This window comes from Nocardia sp. NBC_01730 (assembly GCF_035920445.1).
GTDB lineage: Bacteria > Actinomycetota > Actinomycetes > Mycobacteriales > Mycobacteriaceae > Nocardia.
Genome location: NZ_CP109162.1, coordinates 1,724,324 through 1,747,276 on the forward strand (window position 1 = coordinate 1,724,324; position 22,953 = coordinate 1,747,276).

The following is a 22,953-nucleotide window of genomic DNA, read 5'->3' on the forward strand; positions in this document are numbered from 1 at the left end:
CGAATTCAGAGCTATGCCCATGTGCGTAGCACAGCAAATAGCAGTGCGCTGTAGACCAACCCGAGTCCGGCTCCCAGGGTGCTGCCTCGAATCGCACTGCGGACCACGGTGTTTCGAGTCAGCGGGACCGGCTCGTTCGTGGAATAGCGCACGCGCACCGGCAGCTCTGCGCCGAGGGCGTAGACACCGTGTACCGCGGCCTGTTGTGGGAGCGCGTTCGTCCCCCGAAATTCCAGCACGGTGCGTCGATGCCGCGGCATGCACGAGCAGACCGCGGGGTCGTGGGCGTACACACAGGTGTGGGCGATGGCGAGGGCCGGGCGACGGTTGGTGTACGACGGCCGGCCGATGCTGCGAAATATCTCGTTGAGCGGCACCAGCACATGGTGGAAGGCGGCACCGCACAGGAATCCGCCGACAGTGGTGGCCCCCAGTCCTGCGAGCAGTGGGAGAGCAAGATCGAGCACGTCGGCGATGGTATAGCAGCGCTCGGAACTCAGCGCAGGATCAGTGCTGCGGCCCAGAGGACGAGCGTGACCACCACGAGCGCAATGATCACTGCGAGCGCGCCGCGCCCCGGGCGCTCGACCGGATGAAATCCGGCCGCACCCTGGGACCAGATGGTGTACGGCGGCGCGTAGAAGAAGTTGACCGGCCCTCGGGTCGTGTCGATATCGAGGAATGCCCGGCCGACCCGCATCCAACCACCGGAGTACAGCTGGGCACGGAACCGGCCCGGCGGCAGAGCGAGATCGTTGCGCCCTTCCCAAAGTTCGAAATGCAGACCGCGGCCGAAGTCGACATATATGGGCATCCGTTGGTAGCGAGCCTGAATCCGCGTGCCCGCCACCACGACTACCGGAATCACTTGCTGAAAAGGAGCAACCACTCCGTGATCGTAACCCCGGTCAGTGCGGGCTCGGCCACTCCAGCCAGCGGGGATCGTGCCGGCGGCGGACCGGGTCGGTGATGCCGCCCCAGCCGGTGAGGTCACGGGCGGGCCCGCCGGCTCCGATCATCAGATCACCAGTACCCCGAATACCACCAGGAGCAGCAGTTCCACCATCCCTATCCAGGCTAGAATTCCATACAGGCGGTAGTGAGTCCTCTGTCGCCCGTACCCGATTGCCCCGGGCGGAGAGAAGTATCGGAGCGAGACCGGTGCCCGGTAGCGCAGCCGCACGGACTCTCCAGCCGCGACAGGTACGGTGATCCTGGCGATACCTTTCGGCTGCAACAGCCCATGTATCGAAACTTCGACCTGATAAAGGCCTGGGCCAACGGGTACGTGATTCGCGCCCCAGCGTGTGCGGGGAACCTGCCGGCCATTGACCACGATGTGAGGTTTGGGCAGTAAGAGTCCCACCAACCAGGAGTACGAGGTGTGGACAGTGAGCCCCGGTGGGTCGTTCGCCCGCGTTCCTCGTCGCGAAGGTTGCGGTGGCGGTTTCGGCTCGGAACGGATGTCGTGTCGGCTCATGGAACTCCCTCCGGTCGCGGGCCGGCCACCTGTCGTGCCGGACCATTTCCACCGGTCACAGCGCGGCCAAGTGTTGGACGGCCACGACGAGGATCACCACCGGGAGCCAGCCCAGTGCCCAGGCCGTAATCCCCCAGATCACGCAACTCAACGCGAGACCCGGCGTGCGCTGCGGCACCGGGCCGATGGCTCCCGAGAACGGAGGCATAGTCGGTGCCCGGTAGTAGAGTTCGGCTGGCGATGCCTGGGCGACCGATACGTTGGTCATAGCGGAACCCACCTCGGGACCGTCGTCGAGAGTCGAGGTGGTGAAAACCCGTACGTGATATCGGCCTTCCCGCATGGGAACCCGGTTCCTACCCCAGTGGCTGCCCGGCACCACCCATCCGTTCACCACGATGACCGGCTTGCAGATCGACTCGCCGTCGATCAATAGGGGTGAGCACGACGCATGCACGGTGATCTCGGCCCAACAGCCGCTACTTCCCGGCGCGGACTCCCGCCGGGCCGACCCTCCATCCGGCGTGGCCAGTGGATTTCGGACGGCATCCTGCGGCGGTCGCCACTCAGATGGACCGAACATGTGCTGGCGCATGTGATCCTCCCCGAGCAACATACTATCCATGTCACCACGGATCACGCACCCGTCGGACCATCCGAAGCCGGTTTCGCCGGGTGCGCCGAGGGAGTGTCAGCCCATATCAAGAGCGGTGGCAGGAAGATCGGCAGAATGAGCAGTGCTGCCGACGCCACGAGATGCAGACGAAGATCACGCCCGGTATCTTCCGCGGGCCCGATCCGATCGAAGATGAGCGTCGGCCGGTAGTACTCGCCTACGGGCTGGACGAGAATGGTGTATCGGGTGAACATCGTTGCATCTGAGGTTTCGATGCACCTCACCGCCACCACCGCCTGGCGGGCCTGGACTTCGACGGCGCGCTGGACAGCTACGATTCCCCCGCCGACAGTTCTACTTTGGGGCTGGGGCCAGCTTCAGGATTCCCGGGTTAGCCATGTAGGCGGACTGGAAGAACCCGAGCGCGGAGCCGATGGGATCGGAGATACCGCAGGCGACGTCGTAGGCGTAGTACGCGTTGTGGGCGCTGCCCGAGGAAACCCAGTGCGCGCCAGCAGGTGTCAGGAGTCGATCGGTGATCCCTGGTGTCAACAACTCGCATCAGAAAAGAGTGTCACGCATCCGCAGGGGTCGATACCCGGTCGGCCCGAGCTGGGCCAACTCGGCGTCGATGTCGACCTCGATTGCGCCGAAGAAGTTGATGTTCTCGCTGTGCGCCGGAGACACATGAGCCAGCACCTCGTCATCCACCCGGCGACCCTCACGCATCATCTGCTCGACCGCGAGACCGAAATACTCTGTCGTCCACGCGATCACCGCGTTCGTGGCCAGGGTCAGGCACCACATTTGTTCGGCCTGGTCCTCCAGATGCCGGGACCGGATCATCCCCTCGTGGGCGTAGAGCAGGCCGCGCTTGAGCGCGTGGACCGACTCGCCCCTGTTCAGTTGCCGGGTGATCTTGCGCCGATAGTCCGGATCTGACAAATAGCGGGCGGCGTAGATCGTACGGCGAAGCGCCCCATACTCTTTCAACGCCGCCGCCAGCGCGTTCTGCCGGCTCGACGCCGACAGCTTCCCGACCAGCAGCGACGCGGTCGCGTGACCGAACTTCAGCGACCCGGTCAGACGAAGCAAATCGTCGTAGTGCTCGCCGATCAGGTCCAAGTTCAGTTTGCGGGTGAACAGCGGCCCGGCGTGTGGGAACCGGGACTCGATGTCGGACCGCGAACCCGGCCGGTACAGGGTGATCTTGCCCAGATCCCGGATACGGGGCGAGAGCTGCATACCGAGCAGGTCGAACAGTACAAAGTTGACCAGAGTCACCCCGTGAGTATCTGTCGCATGCTCGGTGATCGGCAGATCCTTGGCGTTGCCCAGGATCTCGTCCAGCACATAGTGCGCCTCGCGCCGGGTGGTGACGATCACCTTCGTTCCGTAGGTGGTGTGCTGATCGGTGACGTGGGTGTAGGTCGACAGGCCCTGCTCGGCGAAGAAGTGCGGAACCGTGCGGGCGGTGGTCGATTTGCCACGGGTCGGGAACCGCTGCCCGTCACTGGAGGACAGCGTGCCGCCACCGAAAGTCGCGGTGAGCGGCAGGCTTTGGTGGTAGTCGATGATCGCCAAGTTCGCCGCCCGCAGCGTCTCCTCCCGCACATACCATTCCTCGGTCCAGGACAGAATGTCGTAGGAGATGCCGCACGCGTCGGCCATGCTGGCCAGCCCGAGGTTGGTCGCATTGGCCAGCAGGACCGCGATCAGGTTGCGTTTCAGCTCCGAGCTACGGGCCTGCTTGCCCGTGGCGTGGACGAAACAGTCCAGGAAACCGGTGCGTTTGTCCAGCTCGATCAGCAGCGACACGATCGGCGCGAACGGCAGCATCTGCGTCAGCTCCGCCTTGAGCTCGCGCGCTTCAGCAGGCACATCCTCCGCGGTCAACGGCGAGATCACCAGGTCGCCATCCTCATCGAGACGGACCGGGCCCTCGCCCTCTGCCAGGACCTTCTCCAGCTCCCCGACCGACTCGTGGAGTTCATCGACCGCGGCCGCCAAGGCGCGGGCCGGATCGGCGGATTTGCCGACCAGGCGGCAGAACTCGGCGCGCTGGGGCTCCCACTGCTCCGCGTTGAGCAGATACGACGCCGGATCGGCGTAGAGGCGTGAGCCGGGCACGTATACGTCCCCGGTGCGCAGCCCGTCACGCAAGCCCAGTAGCACGCACAGCTCCCAATAGTGCCGATACGCGGTGGGATTGCCGGATTTGCGGGCCTCCTCGAGGTAGCCGCGCCACTTGACCGGTACGAATCCGGTCGGGGCCTCGTCGAACACCTTGCGGCGGCCGGTCGCGTTCAACTCCCGCAGCATGTTCACCGCGATCAGCAGCTCGGTCGCCGCGGTACCGCCGGCGAACCCGACACTCGACAACACGTGCGGGGTGAACTGCCGCAGATAGCTGTAGGAGGTATTCAGGGCGGCCAGATGCCCGTGATCACGCGGCAAACGTGGTTTGGCCTGCGCTATCGCCGCCCGCAACCGTTCCCACCCGATCCGGTCTCCGCGAATCAGGCCGCCGACCTGTTCATCGAGAACGAGTGGGTCGTTGATGATCGTCAGCAGCTCGTCCAGCAGGGCTTGCCGGTCCTCACCGGAGCGGCCGCGTTCGGCCAGCTCGTCTTTCATCCTTTTTTCGGCGGCACCGAATTTCGCCGAGATCGCCTGATCGAACAACGCGACCACCTCATCAAGCACATCAGTGCCCGACTGCGCCAGCACCGTCAGCAGGATCGGATGACGCCGCTGCGGATCCCGCCGTTCGAGTGCCTGGCTGGCTGGTCAGCCGTCGGCCCATCGTGGCCAAAAACCGGCGCCGCTCGGCAGGCAGCACCGACATGTCCAAACGATCCGCGCCCAGGTTGCGCAGGAACCCGAGCTTGTCGACTTCAGCTTTCACCGCCGCCGCGGACGCCTCCACCGGGCCGGTCGAGAGCCACCGTAGCCGTGACATCTTCAGTGAGGCATCGGTGACCAGCAAGTCGTCCAGCTCCGCGCACCGTTGTGGGGTGAGTTCGTGCGCCAGCCGGTCGTAGGTTTCCCGCTGCGCTTGCTCGCGGGCGTGAGCGACCCGCTCCACTAGTACCACCGGGCCCGGTCGGATCACCTTCGCCGAGATCAGGTACTCACACCCCAACCGGAACAGCAGGGTCGGTGAATCGTGCTCCATCGCCCTTGCCAGCAGGAACTCGTCCAGCTCCTTCAGCTCCATCGTCCCCGGCCCCCGCCAGCTCAGGTACTGCGCCACCAGCCGCAGGTGCTCTGTCCTGGTCTGGGCCCGGCGGCCGTAGGAAAGAATCTGGGCCGCATCGAGATTCAGCTGATCAGCCAGCCGTGCCACCGCCACCGGCGGCGCTGCTGACACCTTGTCCGGCACGAACCCCAACCACGGCAGTGTGCACAGCGCAACAGCCACACCCAATCGGTCTGCCGGGCCACGGCCCCGTCCCGGCGCGACGAACGCCACATCCGCCAGGGTTAGTGTGAAGAACCGGTACAGCTCCTCGCGGCTGATCTCCGGGAACTCCCGCAGCCGCGCCAACTCCTCGTCCGCGAATACCCGCGTCGCCATGAACCCCGACCTCCACCACGCCGAGCAACCTCATCAGCAGCCAGGCCAAGCACTACCAGCCCAAACCCGCATCCCGAGCACGAAATTAGTTATCTACCAACAGATTACGCATATCCGTTGTTTTTTCGGCGGTTACTACCGGAACCCCTCGAAGTCCGCCCAGCTGATCGCCGTCGGCAGCCGCGGCCGCGGTGGCTTCACCGGCCTGCTACTCGGCTCCACCAGCAATTTCCTGGTCCAGCACGCCCACTGCCCGGTGCTGATAGCACACCCGGCATAGGCGCGGCTACTGTTCCCTCGGCCACAGTGGTGGCCAGTCCGGCCCCGGAGCCGAGGGCGGAGCTGATCCCGAAGCTCAACGCCACCGGCAATGCGACCAGCGCGACGATGAGTCCGACCAGCAAGTCCGCCCCAGGGCGCGGACCGCGACTTTCCATTCCGACCACCTCGGCAACAGCGCCCGCAGGATCAGCGGGCGCAGAAGTTCGGTGCTTGACACCTGGTTGTGCTCGTCATGGATCAATGCTCCTCACCCGGACTCGGTTCTTGCGGGGTCGTGTGGTCGCGACCAACGGGCCCGACGGCTCTGACGGGGACGGCTTGCTCATGACCGCACTGCAGGATTTCGTTGTCGGCGGCCCGCTCGGCCCGGTGACTCGACGGTGAGCTGGAGCGAGCGTCGGGGCTGGCCGGTCCCGGGAACCAGCGCGACATCGAAAGCGTCTGAGGCAGCACCTATCTCGCTCAGCGCCGGGCCTGCGGGGAAGGAAGTCACCGGGTGGATGTGTCGTCGACCCCCGGTTTCCCGCCGATAGGCCGCCAACGCGGTCGGCAGGGTCGGATAGATGCGGTCGGCGCCAACTTCGTGGATCAGACCGACCGCGTCGAGGGCCACCCACAGGTCGTGTTTGACCCGCGCCATCGCGAAGACGACGCCACGTGCGGCCAGCTCGCCGCGCAATTGCCGTAACGTGTCCAACGCGGTCAGGTCGATCTCGACGTTCGCCTCTGCGTTGAGCACGAACCAGCGCACCTGGTCGCCCGGATTCCGGCTGGCGGTCCGCTGCTCGACCGAGGCCAGCGCCCGGCGCCGGAAGTCGTCGGCGTTGGCGAAGCACAGCGGCGCATCATAGCGGTAGATCACCAGTCCTGGCACGAGTTTCGCTGCCGGATAATCGTCGATGTCGTGCATCCCGGCCAAACCGGGCACGAAGCCGAGGATCGCGTCGTGGGCCCGCGCGACGCGGCGCAGCAGGTCGAGAATGGACAGTGCGATCGCGACCAGCACGCCATAGAGGACACCGAGTGCGAGCACGGCAGCGGTGGTGCTGATGGCCAGCACCAATTCACTGCGCCGGAACCGGGCTATCCGCCGGAATGCGGGGAGGTCGATCAGGAGCAGTGCCGCGTAGACGACCAGCGCGCCGAGGGCAGCAGTAGGGAATTGCGCGAGCACTCCGCGCCCTCCGAGCAGCACCGCCACCACCACGCCCGCGACGAACACCGAGTACAGCTGTGTTCTGGCACCCGCGATATCGGCGATGCTGGTGCGGCTGCCGCTGCAGCTGACCGGAAACCCATGCAGCAGTCCGGCGGCGAGGTTGCTGGCTCCCTGCGCGCCGAGTTCGGTGTTCGCGTCGATGTTCTGGCCGTGGCGTGCCGCGAATGCCCGTGCGGTAAGCGTGTTGTCGGAGAACCCGACGACTGCGATACCGATCGCGGGCAATACCAGTATCGCAATGTCATGGAGCGGCACGGCCGCGACACCGGGCAGCGGAATACCCGACTCCACCGCACCCACCACATCGATCCCATATCGCTGCATGGAGAACAACGTGACCGCCAGCGTGGCGAACAGCACCGCGAGTAGCGGGCCCGGTATCCGCGGCGCCCGGGAGCCGAGCAGCAGTAGGGCGATCAGTACCGCGGCGGCCAGAATCACGGTGGGCCAATGCCATTGGTGAAAATTCGCGGTGAACGAGCGCAGTTGCGCGGGAATCGTCTCCCCCTCCACCGGCACGCCGGTTACGTGGCCCAACTGACCGGCGATCATGATTCCGGCGGTGCCGGCCAGGTATCCGATCAGCACGGGCTTGGACAACAGATCCGCAAGCAGTCCGAGGTGAGCCAGCGCCCCTGCGAAGCAGATCAGCCCCACCAGCAGGGCCAGCACCGCGGCCAGTGCGGCATAGCGCCGTGGATCACCCGCGGCCAGGGGTGCCAGCGTTCCCGCGGTCATCAGCGCCGTAGTCGATTCCGGTCCCACCGACAGCTGCCGCGAACTACCGAGCAGCGCATAGACGATCAGGGGTCCGAGTGCCGCCCACAGTCCGGTGACCGGTGCCAGCCCGGCCACCGTCGCATACGCCAGCACCTGCGGCACCAGATAGGCCGCCACGGTGACACCGGCAATGGCGTCGTCCCGCAGCCAAACGGGCCGGTAGCCGCGGACCTGCGTCAGACCCGCCGGGCGCCAGGTCACAGGGGGCGCACCACGTCAGCCAGCGCGCGCCGCGGAGTCATCGTTACTTGCTCGGCACTGGCGGTCAGCGGGCAGGTCGTCGATCCGATCTTGGTGGCGGCCAGCAGCACCGCACTGGTCGCCTCCCCGGCGCGCGGCCGCGACAACGGATCGTCGGAACTGGTGTGCACCAGCAAAAGGCCGCCACGAACGTCGAGATCGTGGAGCACTGCCTCGGTGAGGGTGGGATTGTGGAACTCGCGGGTCAGCGGATCGGAGGCGGCCACGGTATTGCGCGCCGGTACCCCTTCCACGGCGGCATGGCGTCCGCTCCAGGCGGCTAGCTCGGCCTGATACGCGGGGTCCGCATCATGCTGCCGCGCGGCCTCCTGGAAGGCCCGCACCAGCCGGATTCGGGTCGGCCCACCGGGAATTTCGCTGGTCAGCGCCCCCTCGGCGGTGCCGGCCTCGATGATCTCGGCGAGCAGCGCCTGCGAGATCTCCCACGCGGTGACCCGCCGCCGATCGGTGCGCCTACAGCTGATGGCGCGCACCGCCGCGACCATGTCCGCGGTCGGCGTGCTCGCGCTGAACTCGAAAGCCGCGAGATGTCGTGGCTCGGCCGGGTTCGGGAACCTGTGGACGACGGTGTCCCACCCGAACGACCATGCCGCCACCCGGAAATGGTGCAGCGCGGCGCCACAGCTGATCAGCAGATCGCGGCGATCCGGGTCGGCCTGCGGCAGTCTGCGGCTGTCGTCGGCGTACAGGTGCACGGTGGTGTCGCCGACGCGCCACTGCCACGGCTGGGTATTGTGGACCGACGGTGCGCATACGGCCAGCGCCAACGCGGCCCGCACGCTGTCGACATCGGGATGCCTACTGGCCATTGTTCTTTCCTCGTTCTCGACGCCAATGTCTGCTGTCGCTACGGTCGCATCCGGCGACCTCGCCGCCGAAAGGGCCCAAGGCCACATATCGAAGGCCCGGTGACTTCGTCGCAATCAGGACGCGTTGGGCAGCGGTAGCGCCTGCCCAGCGGTAGCACCACCGTCCAGCACGAATTCCGAACCGGTGGAGAAGGTGGCTTCGGTGATCAGGAAACGGACCATCGCGGCGACCTCTTCTGGCTCCCCGAAGCGGGCCAGCGGCTGCGTTGCGGCGACCGAAGCGTCGAGGCCGGCGGTCATCGGCGTGTGGATCGGGCCGGGATGCACCGAGCACACCCGGATCCCCGCGGGACCGAGTTCGATGGCAGCGGCCTTCGTCAGCCCGCGCAACCCCCACTTGCTGGCCACGTAACCACCGATCCCCGCATATCCGAGCAGCCCGGCAGTCGAGGAGATATTGACGATCACCCCGCCGCCGCCCGCCCGCAGGCGCGGTGCGGCTAGATGCATACCGAGCCAGGCGCCGTACAGGTTGACGTCCACCACGTGCCGGAACATCACAGGCGACTGCGTCTCGATCCCACCGAAATCGAGAATTCCCGCGTTGTTCACCAGGATCGCCAGCGGCCCGAACGCCTCTTCCGCTTCGTCGATGACAATGCGCCAGTTGGCGTCGTCGGTGACATCGAGCCGGCAGAACTTCGCAGTCGAGCCGAGCTTTCGCGCGACCTCACAGCCCTCGTGTTCGAGTAAATCGGCGATCACCACCGAGATGTCTTCCTTGACGAGCGCCTCCGCGATGGCGGCTCCGATGCCACGCGCGCCGCCGGTGACGATCGCGTTGCGTGCACTGAACCTGCTCATGATGACCCACCTCTTGTCTCATCGAGTGTCTATCCGTTAAGCCTCCCGCGCGGCCACACCTGCGCCGACGGCCGAAAGTCACCAGCTGCCCGGGCCGTCGGGCACGAAATCGGGCACCCCGAGCTACCTCGCAGGGCTATATGCGGGTGGGGCCGCCGCGCTGCGGGCGTGGTGCTGTAACTCCTCGATGGCGTCTCCGATCCCGGTAGCGATCATCTCGATGTCGGCTGTGGTGTCGTAGTCGCCGGGATGCCGAAGGCCAGCTGGTCGCGATAGCTGAGATTGGCGATGCCGGTGCGCAGCCGCATGACAATCCGAGCGTAGGCGAGTTTCTCGAGCACATCGCTGCCGTGCAGGGACAGCAGTCGCTTCGGATCCGGCACGTTGGTGGCGAGCCCGGCGATGCTGTGCTGGTAGGTAGTGGCCGCGGCGATCGCTGACTTCATCCTGGCGGCGCGGCTCACGGGCGCGTCAGATGCGAAGGCCCTTATTCTGGAGGACGTTTGTGATCTCGCACGACGATCATCGGGCACTGCGCCGAATGCAGCAGCGCGTTGCTGGTCGAGCCGAGCAGCATGCCAGCGAACCCGCCGCGACCGTGGCTGCCGACCACCAGCAACTGCGCGTGCGCCGATTCGTCGAGCAGCGCGCGAGCCGGGCGGTCCACCTTGATGATGCGCCGTACCGGCACATCCGGATAGCGCTCGCAATAGCCGGCCAGCTGTTCGGCGAGCACCATCTCCTCCGACTCCAGTTCCGCATCCCAGCCGGGCACCGGGAAATCGAGTCCGGTGACATCGCTCCACGTGTGCACTGCGGTCAGCCCGACCTTGCGCAACGACGCATCGTCGAAGGCGAGCTCGATGGCGGGAACACTGTTGCTGCTGCCGTCTACACCGACGACAACGGGTTTGCCCGCCCACTCCGGTTCGATGCCGGCGACGTTGTGAACGACAGCCACCGGGCAATGCGCATGCCGGGTCAACGCGGTGCTGACCGAGCCGAACAGCCCGCGATGGAAGGCGCCCAGGCCCCGACTGCCGACCACCAGCATCTTCACTTGTTCCGACCGGGCGATCAGGGTGGGAACGAGGAGGTCGAACGACACCTCGGTGGTGAGGACGAGTTCCGCACCCGGCACGGCCGCTCGCGCGATCCTGCTGGCTTCGGTGACGATCCGCTCGCCGTCGCGGCGCATCCACTCCCTATCCGACTCGCTCAGTGTCACGCCGGGACCGAAACCACCGGGCAGCGCCATCGAAGTAAGAATTTGCAGTTGCCGAAGGTACAAGGCAGCCTCGACTGCTGCCCAGGCCACCGCCTGATATGAACTCTCCGAGCCGTCGACAGCCGCGATCATCTGCGGGACGGACTGCGAAGCAGCGGAATCGGCCATCGTCTTAACCTTTCGTCGTCATCGGGTTCCCAACGAGCAATCCCGCCGCGTCGCGTGGCAGGGACGACTCGCCGGGCGGGCCACCGGCCTCGGTCACCACTGCACGCACCATCGACTGCCGAAGACGCCAAGGATTACTCGCAGCCGAGGACCAATGTCTGTTTGTGCGCCGCTCGTCGAGGAACCGGCCATAGACACCTGCTGCCTCGCCGCTACGATGCGGACCTGGGGCTGATCACTCCCGTCGGCTCTAGTACGGCGCCTCGGCGGTGGCCGTCGGAAAATGCTGGGCGCACACGGCTTCGACGAATTCGCCGACCGTCTGTTCGGGCAGGTGGCGGGCCAGGTCCGCCTCGGTGATGATGCCGACCAGCTGGCCGCGCTCGGTCACCGGAAGCCTCCGGATCTGGTGCTGTTCCATGAGGGCCAGTGCGTCGCCGATGTCGGCGCCGACGTCGACGGTGTGCAGCTCGTCGCCTTGGGCGAGTTCACCAGCGGTGGTTGTCTTCGGGTTCGCGCCGATACCAAGGACCTTGATGATGATGTCGCGGTCGGTGATGATGCCGACGGGGTGATGTTCCCCATCGCAGATCGGTAGCGCGCCGACATCCAGTTGGCGCATGCGCTGCGCCGCGGTATCCATGGTGTCGCGCACTCCGATGCATGCTGCGTGGGTGTGCATGATCTCTTGTGCGTTGGTCATGGTGAGCTCCTCTCCGTGGTCGGGTTTCGATTGCCTGACTATCATTCGATGGCGTTCGATCGCGCCGACAGGGGAAAAAGTCATCGGGGCAGGGGGCCTTCCGCTGGTCGAGATCATCACTGTCCTCACCGAGGCCGTCGACGGTGTGGTCACCGCGTGCAACGAGATCGCCGCCACGTCGAGACACCTACATTCCGCCGGGACCGGAGAACACGATGCTCTACCCCTTCACCCAATTCCCAGCCGGGTTCACGGCCGAAAGTCATGACAGTCGGTGACACGTCGCACTGCCTGCCACGGTCCGGGTAGCGGATCGTGAAGGGTGGCTTGAACGTGTGAGGAGGGAGTCAGCCCATGGAAGCATTCGGAATGATCGCTCTGCTCGGACTCGCGGCCCTGATTGTGTCGCGGATCTCGGTCCGGTATCTGGAGATGGCGCGGGAGTTCGTCGCCGTCGGCTACGTCGTGCTCGGATCGCGGCCGCGTGGATCACCGACTTCGACCTGTTCGCCGCGTGGGGACTGCACATCCGCAACCATGCGCTCGGCATCGTGTTCACCGGCCTGATGATCGCGGGCGCCTCCTGCTTCTGGCAGGCCAATTCTCGGATTCTTCGAGGGACTGGCCCGCAGGCAGGTGGACGAGGCGCAGACACTGGAGAAGAGCCGCATGGCGACGTTGCTGAGTCCCTATCTCGGTCGGCGGTGGCGTGGGGTGGTCTTCGCCGGCGCGGCCGTGCCGTCGCATGCATCCATCTCGGCGCGTATGCGCTGCTGGATGTCTTGGCAGGCGCGGCCGCCGGGGTCGCTCTCGGCGCCGTACGCGATCTCCTCGTCGGTGTGGCGGATCCGCGAGCGTGAACGCCGGTGTGTCATCCGGCCCCGCTGTGTCGCGAGCCGAACTGCCCTGTCGAGCACCGCCCGGTCACCGGCAGAGTCCATCCGAGAAGGGACGAGGGAACATGGCCACCGAGGCAGCGCACGAATCGACTGCGGCCGACGCGGCCGCGCTCGTGCGAGTGCCGCGGCGGATCGTGCACCGTCATCCCGGTGACGCCGTCCGGCTGGCGCTCGGTGTTACCGCGGTAGTGATTTCCGCGCTGGTCGCGCACCACACTCAAGTGCCGCGTCTGGAAGTGGACCTGTTCCACGTCATCAACGACCTGCCGTCTTGGGTGAGGCCGGTGCTGTGGGCGGTGATGCAGGCAGGGACGATCGGCGCGGTCGCAGTCGCGGCCGGCGCCGCGCTGTTGCGGCGGCGGGTCGCGCTGGCGCGGGATCTGGTCGCGGCCGGTGTGCTCGCCTACCTGTTGGCGTCGATGGTGAAACATCTTGTGGGAAGGGCGCGTCCGGATGCGCTGCTGCACGAGGTCGTTCTGCGCAGCCAGCAGGATGGGCTGGGTTTCGTGTCCGGGCACGCGGCGGTGGCGGCGGCGATGGCCGCGGCGGCCGGTCCGTGGCTGCCGCGGCCCTGGCGGCGCGCCGCGTGGGCGGGTGCGGCGATGGTGGCCCTGGCGCGGGTGTTCATGGGGGCACATCTGGTGCTGGACGTCTTCGGTGGCGCCGCGTTGGGCTGGTCGGTGGCCGCGGGATTGCATCTGGTGTGGGGTGCGCCACTGCACCGGGCCGAAGCGCCGGCGGTGCGGGCCGCGCTCACCGCCGCCGGACTGCGCCCGGTGTCCGTGGTTGCGGTGCAGGCAGATTCGCGCGGCTCCCGACCGTTCATCGCCACCACCGCCGCAGGTGACGAGTTGTTCGTGAAAGTCGTCGGCTACCACGAACGCAACGCGGATCTGCTGTTCAAACTGTTCCGCCACCTGGTCTTCCGCGAGGTCGAAGACGAATCACCGTTCGCCACACCGAAACAGCAGGCCGAACACGAGGCGTTCATCGCACTGCTGGCGGCGCGGGCCGGGGTCTGCACGCCCACCATCGCCGGCGCCGGAGCCATCGCAGGCAACGATGCCTGGCTCGCCGAGACCTGCATCCCGGCACGCAACCTCGCCCGCTCGGTGCCCGAGCCCATCTCCCAGCAGATGCTGTGCGAGGTCTGGTGCCAGCTGGCGCGGTTGCGGGCCGCCCGCATAGCCCACCGGGATCTGCGGCTGGCCAACGTCCTCATCGACTCCGGCGGCACAGCATGGATCGTCGACTTCGGTTTCGGCGAGTCCAGCGCTTCCGACCGCCGCCTCGCCACCGACGTCGCCGAGTTGCTGGTCTCGATGAGCCTGCGTGTCGGCGTCGAACGCACGGTCGCGACCGCGGTGCGGGTACTGGGCCACGATGCGCTGGCAGACGCGGCACCACTGCTCCAGCCGCTGGCCTTGACATCGGCGACTCGGCACGCCGTCCGCCACCAGCACGGCCTGCTCGATGAACTGCGCACCCGCATCGCCGAGGCAACCGGCGAACAACGTGCACCACCGCAAGAGCTGCTGCGGGTGCGCTGGCGCACGCTCGGCTGGATCGCCGCCACCGTGTTCGCCACCTACGTGCTCCTCCCCCAAGTCGGCCAACTCGGCGCCACGATCGCCGCGCTCGGCGACGCGCAATGGCCCTGGCTGGCAGGCACGCTCGCGATGTCCGCAGGGACCTACCTGGCCGCCGCGCTGGCTCTGATGGGCGCCTGCCCGCACCCGCTCGCGTTCGGCCGCACGGTGAACGTGCAACTGGCGACCTCGTTCGCCAACCGGCTGGCGCCCTACGGGCTGGCTGCCACGGCCGTCAACGAACGCTATCTCGAGCGATCCGGGCTACCCCGCGCCACCGCGATGGCCGCGATGGCGGTCTACCTGGGGTCCGCTGTGATCCTGCACTTTCTGGAGTTGATCGGCGCCGGCGTGTGGCTCGGCCGCACCCGGCTGATGCTCGCCTCGGCACTGCCCAGCGGGTGGGGGCTGCTGATCGGATTCGTCGCCGTCATGACCCTGCTCGGCGTGGCCGTCGCGGTGCTGATCCGGCGGCCGGACTGGTTCGCCGAGATCCGTAACGCCGTCTGGTCGATCTCCGCGATCGCACGCCGACCGCGGCAGGCACTGCTGCTGTTCGGCGGCCAGATCGCCACCAACATCGCCTACATCGCAGCCCTGGGATTCGCGGTACACGCCTTCGGCGGGCACCCGTCCGCCGCCCTGGTGTCCGCGGTCTTCCTCAGCGGTACCTCGCTCGGCGCGGCCAGCCCTACCCCCGCCGGCCTCGGTGTCGTCGAAGCCGCACTCGTGGCCGGCCTCACCGCCGGCGGAGTCCCCAGCGCACCCGCGATCGCCGGCGTCCTCGCCTACCGACTGGCCACGTTCTGGCTCCCCGCCACCGCAGGCTTCTTCTCCTTCACCTCCCTGCAACGCCACCACATGCTGTAACCAGCATCGCCTGCACCCTCATCGGCTCGAACAGTCCAGTGCGACAAGAACACGACAACCGGCCACGATGCCTGAAGTTTCAGCAGTCACGACTCCCGCCGCTCGCCAGGGGCCTCGGGAGGCAACCACGCCTAACCGCGGCCACAACCACGAACCGGCAGATTTCAGGGGCAAACACCGACCCCGAACGCTCCCGCACCGTGGTCGGCCGGGTGGCCAGGCGCTTCGAGGGCAACGGCTACAGTGGGTTTTCGGCAGCGGATTCGGTCACCTCGTGGTAGACCGTCGCCGCTGCCTTTAGGCGTTCGCCGCCGCGCTGGTGATCTACCTGCCGGTGCCGCGATGATGCCACCGCTGCCATTCGGACTCTGCCCCACAGCGACGTCGCACCATCCGATGAATCGGGTGGAATGGCTGACCAGCGTCGAGTATTCCTGTCGTGAAGCTGTCGTCGATCTCGAGCACGAGACCGATCTCCGCCGCGAGCGACAACGTCGCGACGTGTATCGCCGCAGCGCACTCCGAAGCGATCCAGCGCGTGGCGCGGCGCGCGTGGTATGCGGTCTTCGAATCCGGAGGGCTTGCCGGGCTTCTTCGCCGCCGGCGCCAAAGTACCCAGCGGGCGGTGTCGTTCGGCACTGTGAAATCGGTGTACGGGGCCACATCCTGAAAGGTGGTGAGCCGTGATCGTCGCGGGTATGCGCGTCCAGCGGGCTGCTGGTGGTCGTTATGTCGGTATTCGTCGGCAACGCCGTCAACCACCTCGTTTTCATATGCCGACCCGAATTCGAGATAGGGAGAAGTTGTGGATGCACTCGTGATTGTCGTCGTAGTGCTCATCGTGGCACTGATCGTGGCGTGGCTGTCGATTCGGGTGGTGACCCAGTATGAGAAGGGAGTGTTGTTCCGTCTCGGGCGGGTGATCGCGGTCAGGGAGCCTGGGTTGAGATTCATCATTCCGGTGGTTGATCGGCTGTGGAAGGTGTCGATGCGTATTATCACCATGCCGATTCAATCTCAAGGCATCATTACCCGCGACAATGTCAGCGTAGATATCTCCGCCGTCGCCTACTTCCGTGTCGTCGACGCCGAGAAATCGGTCGTCGCGATCGAAAACGTCTACGCCGCGATCGATCAGATCGCCCAAACCACGCTCCGCAAAGTCGTCGGGCAGCACACCCTCGACCAAGCACTGGCCGAGACCGACACGATCAATGCCGATATCCGGCAGATCCTCGACACGACCATTCTGGAGTGGGGTGTCGAAGTCACGCTGGTCGAGTTGAAGGATATCCAACTGCCCGACACCATGAAGCGGGCGATGGCCCGCCAAGCCGAAGCCGAACGGGAGAAGCGAGCCAAAATCATTGCCGCCGAGGGCGAATCCATGGCTGCCGCGGCACTCGGTGATGCGTCCGACACCATGATGGCCCACCCGCTGGCCCTGCAACTACGCAACCTGCAGACCCTCCTCGAGCTGGGCGTCGACAAGAACACCACCGTCGTGTTCCCAGCACCGCTGATGAGCGCGATCGGTGACGTCGGTGCCTTCTTCGCCCGCGAAACCACCGCCTCCACGGCCCTGACCCGCACCGCCCAGACACCGCCGACGACCCCGCCGGTGTCGACACCGATACACAACGGGACGGCGAGTACCGCGGTCAAAGCGCACGCGCCGGACTGACCCGCCGCAGATCCGCCGGACCTTGCGGCTCAGGCAGTGTGGAACACACCGGATATCAACGGTGTCAAGGATTTTCCCCCGATGATATTCGCGAACTACGTGTTGGAGCGGGAGCGGCGTGCCGCGTAGCGTCCTGTTCGGACGGTGCCGAAAGTCCCCTGGATCGAGAGACCGGCGACCCGAACATGGTGGACGTTGCGCCCTTCCGGCTGGCTAGAGCTATCGGCGATTCTCGATATGGGCCAGCTCGCTTTCTGTGGTGGCCGGACAAGCGGAACCGTTCGTGACTTCGCGGCCCCGAACGTGAACAGCGACATGGTCGAGACGATGTCAGGAGTTCAGATGCGGCAGTGGCGAGATTTTCTCCAGCGCTTCCGGTCTGCCGGAGTTCCCGTCGCGTCGGCGGGCCCGGGCGTGTCTGCCGATCGAATCGTCGACGCCGCAGCCGAACTGGCGCCACTGTTCTCACTGCTCGAGGTCGGGGAGTTCTCTTCACCCGATCGGCGTGTGACGGAGGGTACGAATGCGAAACGGTCACCACAGGACCGTTCTACTCGACTGCGGTGGCGGTCGATCCTGGTCGAGGGCCGGACCGCCCGCTACGCGGTCGGCGGGTTCGGCCCTGGCGTGCTTTTCCTGCACGGGTGGGGACTCGGCGGACAGGCCTATGTCCGCCCGCTCGAACAGCTCATCCGAATGGGAATGCGCGTGTACGCCCCGGCGCTTCCCGGGTTCGGCGGCACCGCCAGCCTGCCGGTCGAGCAGCGAACCCTCGCCGGATACGCCCGGTGGGTCGGCCACTTCGCCGACGCGATCGGCCTACCCCGACCGGTTACCTTGGTCGGGCACTCCTTCGGCGGCGGCGTCGCGATCAAAACCGCCCACGACCTACCCGACCTCTCCGAGCGGCTCGTACTCGTCAACTCCATCGGCGGCTCGGCGTGGACCGACGGCCGTGGAGTGGTACGCGCGCTGCGCGAACGTCCGCTGTGGGACTGGGGCCTGCACCTGCAGGCCGACCTGCTGCCCGGCCGCCAACTGACCCGGGTCCTGCCGGTGATCTTGTGCGATGCGGTGCCGAACATCCTGCGGAACCCGACCGCGGTGCGGGAAGTCGCCCACCTCGCCCGAACCGCCAACCTGGCCCCCGAACTCGCTGCGCTCGCCGAACGCCGGCTCCCCATCTTCGTAGTGTGGAGCAAGCGAGACACGGTCATCCCCGAATCCACCTCGATGTCGCTGCAGACCGCTCTCGGTGACCCGCACACCATCACCGTGCCCGGCGGGCACACCTGGCTCATGCACGACCCCCACGCCTTCGGCGAACTCATCACCAACGTGATCCGCGAACCAGTTGCCGGCCCCGACGCCACCGCCGCCCGACCCAACGGCACAACGATCATGGACATCACGCTGTCAAGGACAAGGCCCGGGCCGGGGCCGGGGCCGGCGGCGTCTAACGACACCGGCTGCAGACACCACAGAACTTCACGGGGCGAGGTCCTCGGACCGTAGAACGACCGACCCGTGGGCGATCGGCAGAACAGCCTCCCGGCGGGGAGGTGGTTCGACAATCTGCGTCGTGTTTCGGCGTCGGTTTCGGGCCGGTGCCTGGTGAGCTGCTCGTGTCACATCAGCGGATCGGCCCTATCCCGGAACCCGTCCCGATGACCCTCGTCCTCGGGGGAGGGACCGTCGGCCCTACTGCCGCGGTATGGTGGGCGAGTCCAATCGAAGGGTCATCATTTGTTTCCTTCTTGTTGGAGTTGATATGAGCACCCTTTCTCCCCGCCGCCCACGCCAGTCCTGGTTGTCGAATCTGCCTGCCATGCCCGATTGGCCGGATCTGATGGCCAGACTCGAGTCGATGCCCCCGTGGACATCGCTCGAGGGCCACATGATCCGCGTCGAGGAACACGTCGAGAGCGGCCGTTACACCCTGCGCGCCGAACTACCCGGTGTGGACCCGGCCAAGGACGTCGACGTCAGCGTCCGCGACGGGCAACTCACGATCAAGGCCGAACGCAGCGAAGAAACGAAGGAAGGCACCCGATCGGAATTCCGATACGGCAGCTTCTACCGGTCGATCCCGCTGCCCACGGGTGCGAAGGAAAACGACATCGACGCTACCTACACCAACGGAATCCTTACGGTGTCGATGCCGATTACCGAACCCCAGACAGCCGAAAAGCACATCGAGGTACACCAAGTCACCGCAAACCAAGCAGAAACCACCCCCGAGGACACCGGTAAGAAGTCCTGACGAGCCCGCCGAGGAGATGAGCGCAATGTCGACACCGACGCACACCCCGATCCACACCCACCCCGACATCGTCGCGTTGCGTGAGCGCTACGACCAAGCAGCCGAACAACCCACCGCGCAAGTCGCCGACGGGCTGCTGCTGCTGTCGGGACTGTACGCAGCGGCGTCCGCCTGGATCATCGGCTTTGCCGACCAGACGTCGCTGACAATGACGAACCTGGTCTGCGGTATCGCGATCGCATTGCTGGCGTTGGCATTCGGGTCCGCATACGGCCGCACCCACGGCATGGCATTCGTCGCACCGCTGCTCGGGGTCTGGATGATCGTCTCCCCCTGGATCGTCGCCGGTGTCGATACCACCACCGCGATGATCTGGTCCAACATCGTCGTCGGGGCGGTTGTGTGTGTGCTGGGTCTAGGCACCGTTGCTGTGGGGATGGGTGGCCCCGCCCGGCTGCGGCGCGGTGACCGACCGCTCAGCCACAGGCGGTAGACCCGTCGCTGCGATCACCGGTCGAGGGAGCCTCTGCCGAGGAGACGTACGTGAGCGCACACAAGAATCTGGGGGTCGTGGTCACCGTCGACCAGGCCCCGATCGGGCACGACGCTGCCGTGTGGTCGGCCGCGCTCGCCGAACGCCTGCACTGCCCCCTTCGCATCGTCTACATCGCACCCGAGGCCCACCCCGTGCTGGCGGACATCGTCCGGCCCGACCGCGTCCCTTCTCGCGTCGGCGCACACGCGCGCGACAGCGGTCCTGGGATCCGTATCGGTGCGCACTGGTCGGTGCTGGTGACGGCCGCATTGTTCACGTGGATTCTCGGTTCCTATCTGTCGGCAACGGCGTCCACGGCAGTGGTGTTTCCGAACTCACCGAAGAGCCGCGAGACGCGCGGGCCGATCTCCGGATCGCTCTGGCCGGGCCGCTGACGAGCCTCGCGCTCGCTGTGGTCGCGTTCGGTGCCGCCGTCGCCGCTGCAGTGGTGGACCCGGGCGGGCCGATCACCGGTGCGCTGGTGTGGCTGGCCGTCATGAACGCTGTCCTGGGAGTGTTCAATCTGTTGCCCGGCGCGCCGCTGGACGGTGGCCGGGTGCTGCGCGCGACGATCTGGTGGCGGACCGGTGACCGGCTGCGGGCGGCGACCACGGCCGCGCGCAGCGGACAAATCCTCGGCACCGTGTTGCTGATGATCGGTGTCGCGGAACTGATCGTGTTCGGCTACCTCGCAGGACTGTGGCTGATGCTGCTCGGCTGGTTCCTGCAATCGGCGGCACACGCCGAACTCACCGTCGCCGGACTGCGCCATCGATTCGGCGACAGCAGGGTTCGCGAGCTGATGACACGGCGGCCGATGGCGGTTCCGCACTCGGCTTGCCGCCCGGAAGCGGGAGGCACTCGCACAACTTTCCCTCGTCAATCGACAAGAGGAGCTTCTCATGACATCGGCACCGGCCATCCGGGACGAACCTCAGCCGATCTTCCGTGACCGGCGTGAAGCCGGTCGTGTCCTCGCTGGCCTGTTGGAGCATTATCGCGGTGATCCGGACGTGGCCGTACTGGGGCTTGCCCGCGGCGGTGTGCCTGTCGCCTGGGAGGTGGCCGCCGCCCTCCGCGCGCCCCTGGACACACTCGTCGTGCGCAAACTCGGCGTCCCGGGCAATCCGGAGTTCGCGATCGGCGCGCTGGCCGGAGGCGGCCGAATCGTGCTGAACGACGACGTGATCCGGGGAATGCGTCTCACCGCGGAACAAGTGCGCAGCATCGCCCGCACCGAAGCGCGCGAATTGATACGCCGGGAGGCCGCCTACCGCGGTGGCCGCCCACCTCTGGATGTCGCGGGCCGCACCGTAATTCTCGTCGATGACGGATTGGCTACCGGCGCGAGCATGTTCGCCGCCGTCGATGCGATCGGCGCGGGCCAGCCGAAACGGATAGTGGTCGCCGTCCCAGCCGCCCCCGAATCCACGTGCCGTGAGTTCGAGGCGCTCGTCGACGAAATGGTGTGCGCGACCATGCCGTCACCGTTCCTCGCGGTCGGCAACTCGTTCTGGAATTTCGCCCAGGTGAGCGATGACCAGGTCCGGGAACTACTCGCGACCTCCACCGCCGACGCCCCCATCGCGGTGACCGACCCGGTCGAGATGCTGCGCGAGGTAGCGATCGAGGCGCCCGCGGGCGTACCGCCCGAACACGTCCTGGAGGATTTCGTCGGCGATGCCCGGTTCGTGCTGATCGGCGAGAGTTCACACGGCACCGAGGAGTTCTACGCCGCGCGAGCCGCCATCACCCGCTGGCTGATCATGGAAAAGGGGTTCACCGCGGTGGCGGCCGAAGCGGATTGGCCCGACGCCCACCGCGTCGATCAATACGTCCGCGGCCTGGGCACCGACGAATCGGCCGCCTCCGCATTGCACAGTTTCGAACGGTTCCCCTCCTGGATGTGGCGCAATACCGTGGTCTGGGAGTTCATCTCGTGGCTGCGCCTGCACAACGACGAACAGCGCCGCGCGGGCGGCGCGCTCGCCGGGTTCTACGGGCTCGATCTCTACAGCATGCACCGCTCAATGCGGCAGGTGATCACCTACCTGGAGACCGTGGACCCCGACGCGGCCGAACGAGCCAGACGACGCTACAGCTGTTTCGATCGCACCTCCGAAAACGACGGCCGAACCTACGGTTTCGCCGCGGCGTTCGGTGCCGGAGAGTCCTGCCAGGCCGAGGTGGTCGGTCAGCTCGTCGACCTGCACCGCAGCGCCGCCGAACATATCGACGTGCGTGACGGTGAGGCACACTTCGACGCACTGCGCAACGCCTGGACAGTCCGCGACGCCGAGGCGTACTACCGTGCCATGTTCGGCGACCGGGTGTCGTCATGGAATCTGCGTGACGAGCACATGGCCGACACCCTCGATGCTCTCGCGGCACACCTTGAACACCCCCGCGCTCCGGCAAGGATCGTCGTATGGGCGCACAACTCCCACATCGGAGACGCCCGCGCGACCGAAATGGCCGCCGACGGCCAGCTCTCACTCGGGCAGTTGGTGCGCGAACGACACGAAAAAGCCTGCCGCACCATCGGATTCACCACCAGCCACGGCACGGTCACAGCGGCAAGCAGATGGGACGGTCCCGCCGAACACAAACCCGTGCGCATGTCCTTGCCCAGCAGCGCCGAGGAACTGCTGCACGACACCGGAATCCCCTCGTTCATGATCCGCACGGACCTACCTGGCGAAGCCGTCGACATCCTCCACAGTCCACGCCTCGAACGCGCCATCGGCGTCATCTACCAACCCAGCACAGAACGCCACAGCCACTACTTCCACACCCGCCTCGCCGACCGGTACGACGCCATCATCCACATCGACAACACCACCGCCCTCCAACCACTCGCCCCCGGTACACACTGGAAAACCGACGCCACTCCCGAGACATACCCCACCGGGCTCTGAGAGCCAAGCATAACCCCGCCGACGGAGGCAGACAGGACTGATCCATGACCGTAGGTGTTGTCCTGGTCGTCGCGCGCCGCGCCGACGGACTGGAAGACCGAATCGCGCGACACTCGCCCCGGAGCCGAGCTGGACCCTGGCGGATTGAAGACACAGGTTATGGGCCCGCGAATCCCACATGTCCCGGTCGACCCTGTCCTCATGG

Annotated in this window: 20 protein-coding genes and 3 pseudogenes; 10 read left to right on the forward strand and 13 right to left on the reverse strand. The window is 66.5% G+C overall.

The genetic code is table 11. The features are described 5' to 3' along the window. Nucleotides 1-11: 11 nt before the first annotated feature. The 6 genes and pseudogenes from OHB12_RS07025 to OHB12_RS07050 all read right to left on the reverse strand — a co-directional run bounded on the left by OHB12_RS07025 (nucleotide 12) and on the right by OHB12_RS07050 (nucleotide 5,676). Nucleotides 12-467: a hypothetical protein gene (locus tag OHB12_RS07025; protein WP_327117285.1), complete on the reverse strand. Its 456-nt coding sequence runs from the start codon at nucleotides 465-467 to the stop codon at nucleotides 12-14. A gap of 29 nt (nucleotides 468-496) precedes the next feature. Continuing rightward, complete coding sequence (locus OHB12_RS07030; RefSeq protein WP_327117286.1) at nucleotides 497-889, reverse strand: hypothetical protein; 393 nt, start codon at nucleotides 887-889, stop codon at nucleotides 497-499. Nucleotides 890-1,535: 646 nt separating this feature from the next. Continuing rightward, entirely contained in the window at nucleotides 1,536-2,063 is a 528-nt protein-coding gene (locus OHB12_RS07035; protein WP_327117287.1) for a hypothetical protein, read from the reverse strand. Between the two features lie 53 nt (nucleotides 2,064-2,116). Further along, nucleotides 2,117-2,350 carry a hypothetical protein gene (locus OHB12_RS07040; RefSeq protein WP_327117288.1) on the reverse strand — a complete coding sequence of 78 codons (234 nt, stop codon included), beginning with the start codon at nucleotides 2,348-2,350 and terminating at the stop codon, nucleotides 2,117-2,119. Nucleotides 2,351-2,450: 100 nt separating this feature from the next. Further along, nucleotides 2,451-2,648, reverse strand: coding sequence for a hypothetical protein (locus OHB12_RS07045; protein WP_327117289.1), 198 nt, complete (start codon nucleotides 2,646-2,648; stop codon nucleotides 2,451-2,453). Between the two features lie 9 nt (nucleotides 2,649-2,657). Continuing rightward, a pseudogene (locus tag OHB12_RS07050) lies at nucleotides 2,658-5,676 on the reverse strand (Tn3 family transposase). 148 nt (nucleotides 5,677-5,824) lie between these two features. Between OHB12_RS07050 and OHB12_RS07055 the strand changes: the two are divergent. Next, nucleotides 5,825-5,956, forward strand: a pseudogene (locus OHB12_RS07055) (universal stress protein); the annotation flags it as partial. 525 nt (nucleotides 5,957-6,481) lie between these two features. Here OHB12_RS07055 and OHB12_RS07060 read toward each other — a convergent pair. From OHB12_RS07060 to OHB12_RS07090, 7 genes and pseudogenes are all read right to left on the reverse strand, one after another. Next, nucleotides 6,482-8,158, reverse strand: a pseudogene (locus OHB12_RS07060) (SulP family inorganic anion transporter); the annotation flags it as partial. Beyond that, on the reverse strand, nucleotides 8,155-9,027 hold the full coding sequence (locus OHB12_RS07065) for an Acg family FMN-binding oxidoreductase (protein ID WP_327117290.1): 873 nt from the start codon (nucleotides 9,025-9,027) through the stop codon (nucleotides 8,155-8,157). The gene OHB12_RS07065 and the pseudogene OHB12_RS07060, both read right to left, overlap by 4 nt. 114 nt (nucleotides 9,028-9,141) lie before the next feature. Next, nucleotides 9,142-9,891 (reverse strand): SDR family NAD(P)-dependent oxidoreductase, encoded by a 750-nt coding sequence (locus OHB12_RS07070; RefSeq protein WP_327117291.1) that lies wholly within the window; start codon nucleotides 9,889-9,891, stop codon nucleotides 9,142-9,144. Nucleotides 9,892-10,103: 212 nt separating this feature from the next. After that, nucleotides 10,104-10,337: a WS/DGAT domain-containing protein gene (locus OHB12_RS07075; RefSeq protein WP_327117292.1), complete on the reverse strand. Its 234-nt coding sequence runs from the start codon at nucleotides 10,335-10,337 to the stop codon at nucleotides 10,104-10,106. A 41-nt stretch (nucleotides 10,338-10,378) separates the two neighbouring features. Beyond that, nucleotides 10,379-11,287, reverse strand: coding sequence for a universal stress protein (locus tag OHB12_RS07080; protein WP_327117293.1), 909 nt, complete (start codon nucleotides 11,285-11,287; stop codon nucleotides 10,379-10,381). Between the two features lie 250 nt (nucleotides 11,288-11,537). Beyond that, on the reverse strand, nucleotides 11,538-11,990 hold the full coding sequence (locus tag OHB12_RS07085; protein ID WP_327117294.1) for a CBS domain-containing protein: 453 nt from the start codon (nucleotides 11,988-11,990) through the stop codon (nucleotides 11,538-11,540). A gap of 689 nt (nucleotides 11,991-12,679) precedes the next feature. Beyond that, the gene (locus OHB12_RS07090) at nucleotides 12,680-12,865 is read right to left on the reverse strand and encodes a hypothetical protein (protein ID WP_327117295.1); all 186 of its coding nucleotides are present in this window, start codon (nucleotides 12,863-12,865) and stop codon (nucleotides 12,680-12,682) included. Nucleotides 12,866-12,951: 86 nt separating this feature from the next. Here OHB12_RS07090 and OHB12_RS07095 point away from each other — a divergent pair, with 86 nt between their 5' ends. From OHB12_RS07095 to OHB12_RS07135, 9 genes are all read left to right on the forward strand, one after another. Further along, nucleotides 12,952-15,348 carry a lysylphosphatidylglycerol synthase domain-containing protein gene (locus OHB12_RS07095; RefSeq protein WP_327117296.1) on the forward strand — a complete coding sequence of 799 codons (2,397 nt, stop codon included), beginning with the start codon at nucleotides 12,952-12,954 and terminating at the stop codon, nucleotides 15,346-15,348. Nucleotides 15,349-15,787: 439 nt separating this feature from the next. Then, nucleotides 15,788-16,018, forward strand: coding sequence for a hypothetical protein (locus OHB12_RS07100; protein WP_327117297.1), 231 nt, complete (start codon nucleotides 15,788-15,790; stop codon nucleotides 16,016-16,018). Between the two features lie 135 nt (nucleotides 16,019-16,153). After that, nucleotides 16,154-17,032, forward strand: a complete 879-nt coding sequence (locus OHB12_RS07105; protein ID WP_327117299.1) for a slipin family protein — start codon at nucleotides 16,154-16,156, stop codon at nucleotides 17,030-17,032. Between the two features lie 342 nt (nucleotides 17,033-17,374). After that, the gene (locus OHB12_RS07110) at nucleotides 17,375-18,547 is read left to right on the forward strand and encodes an alpha/beta fold hydrolase (RefSeq protein WP_327117301.1); all 1,173 of its coding nucleotides are present in this window, start codon (nucleotides 17,375-17,377) and stop codon (nucleotides 18,545-18,547) included. Nucleotides 18,548-18,803: 256 nt separating this feature from the next. Then, nucleotides 18,804-19,295: an Hsp20/alpha crystallin family protein gene (locus OHB12_RS07115; RefSeq protein WP_327117303.1), complete on the forward strand. Its 492-nt coding sequence runs from the start codon at nucleotides 18,804-18,806 to the stop codon at nucleotides 19,293-19,295. 25 nt (nucleotides 19,296-19,320) lie between these two features. Further along, nucleotides 19,321-19,788 carry an SPW repeat protein gene (locus OHB12_RS07120; RefSeq protein WP_327117304.1) on the forward strand — a complete coding sequence of 156 codons (468 nt, stop codon included), beginning with the start codon at nucleotides 19,321-19,323 and terminating at the stop codon, nucleotides 19,786-19,788. Nucleotides 19,789-19,838: 50 nt separating this feature from the next. Beyond that, nucleotides 19,839-20,225, forward strand: a complete 387-nt coding sequence (locus tag OHB12_RS07125) for a hypothetical protein (protein ID WP_327117306.1) — start codon at nucleotides 19,839-19,841, stop codon at nucleotides 20,223-20,225. Nucleotides 20,226-20,242: 17 nt separating this feature from the next. Next, nucleotides 20,243-20,782, forward strand: a complete 540-nt coding sequence (locus OHB12_RS07130) for a site-2 protease family protein (protein ID WP_327117308.1) — start codon at nucleotides 20,243-20,245, stop codon at nucleotides 20,780-20,782. After that, nucleotides 20,733-22,748 (forward strand): erythromycin esterase family protein, encoded by a 2,016-nt coding sequence (locus OHB12_RS07135; protein ID WP_327117310.1) that lies wholly within the window; start codon nucleotides 20,733-20,735, stop codon nucleotides 22,746-22,748. Before OHB12_RS07130 ends, OHB12_RS07135 begins: the two co-directional genes overlap by 50 nt. The last annotated feature ends 205 nt before the right edge of the window (nucleotides 22,749-22,953 follow it).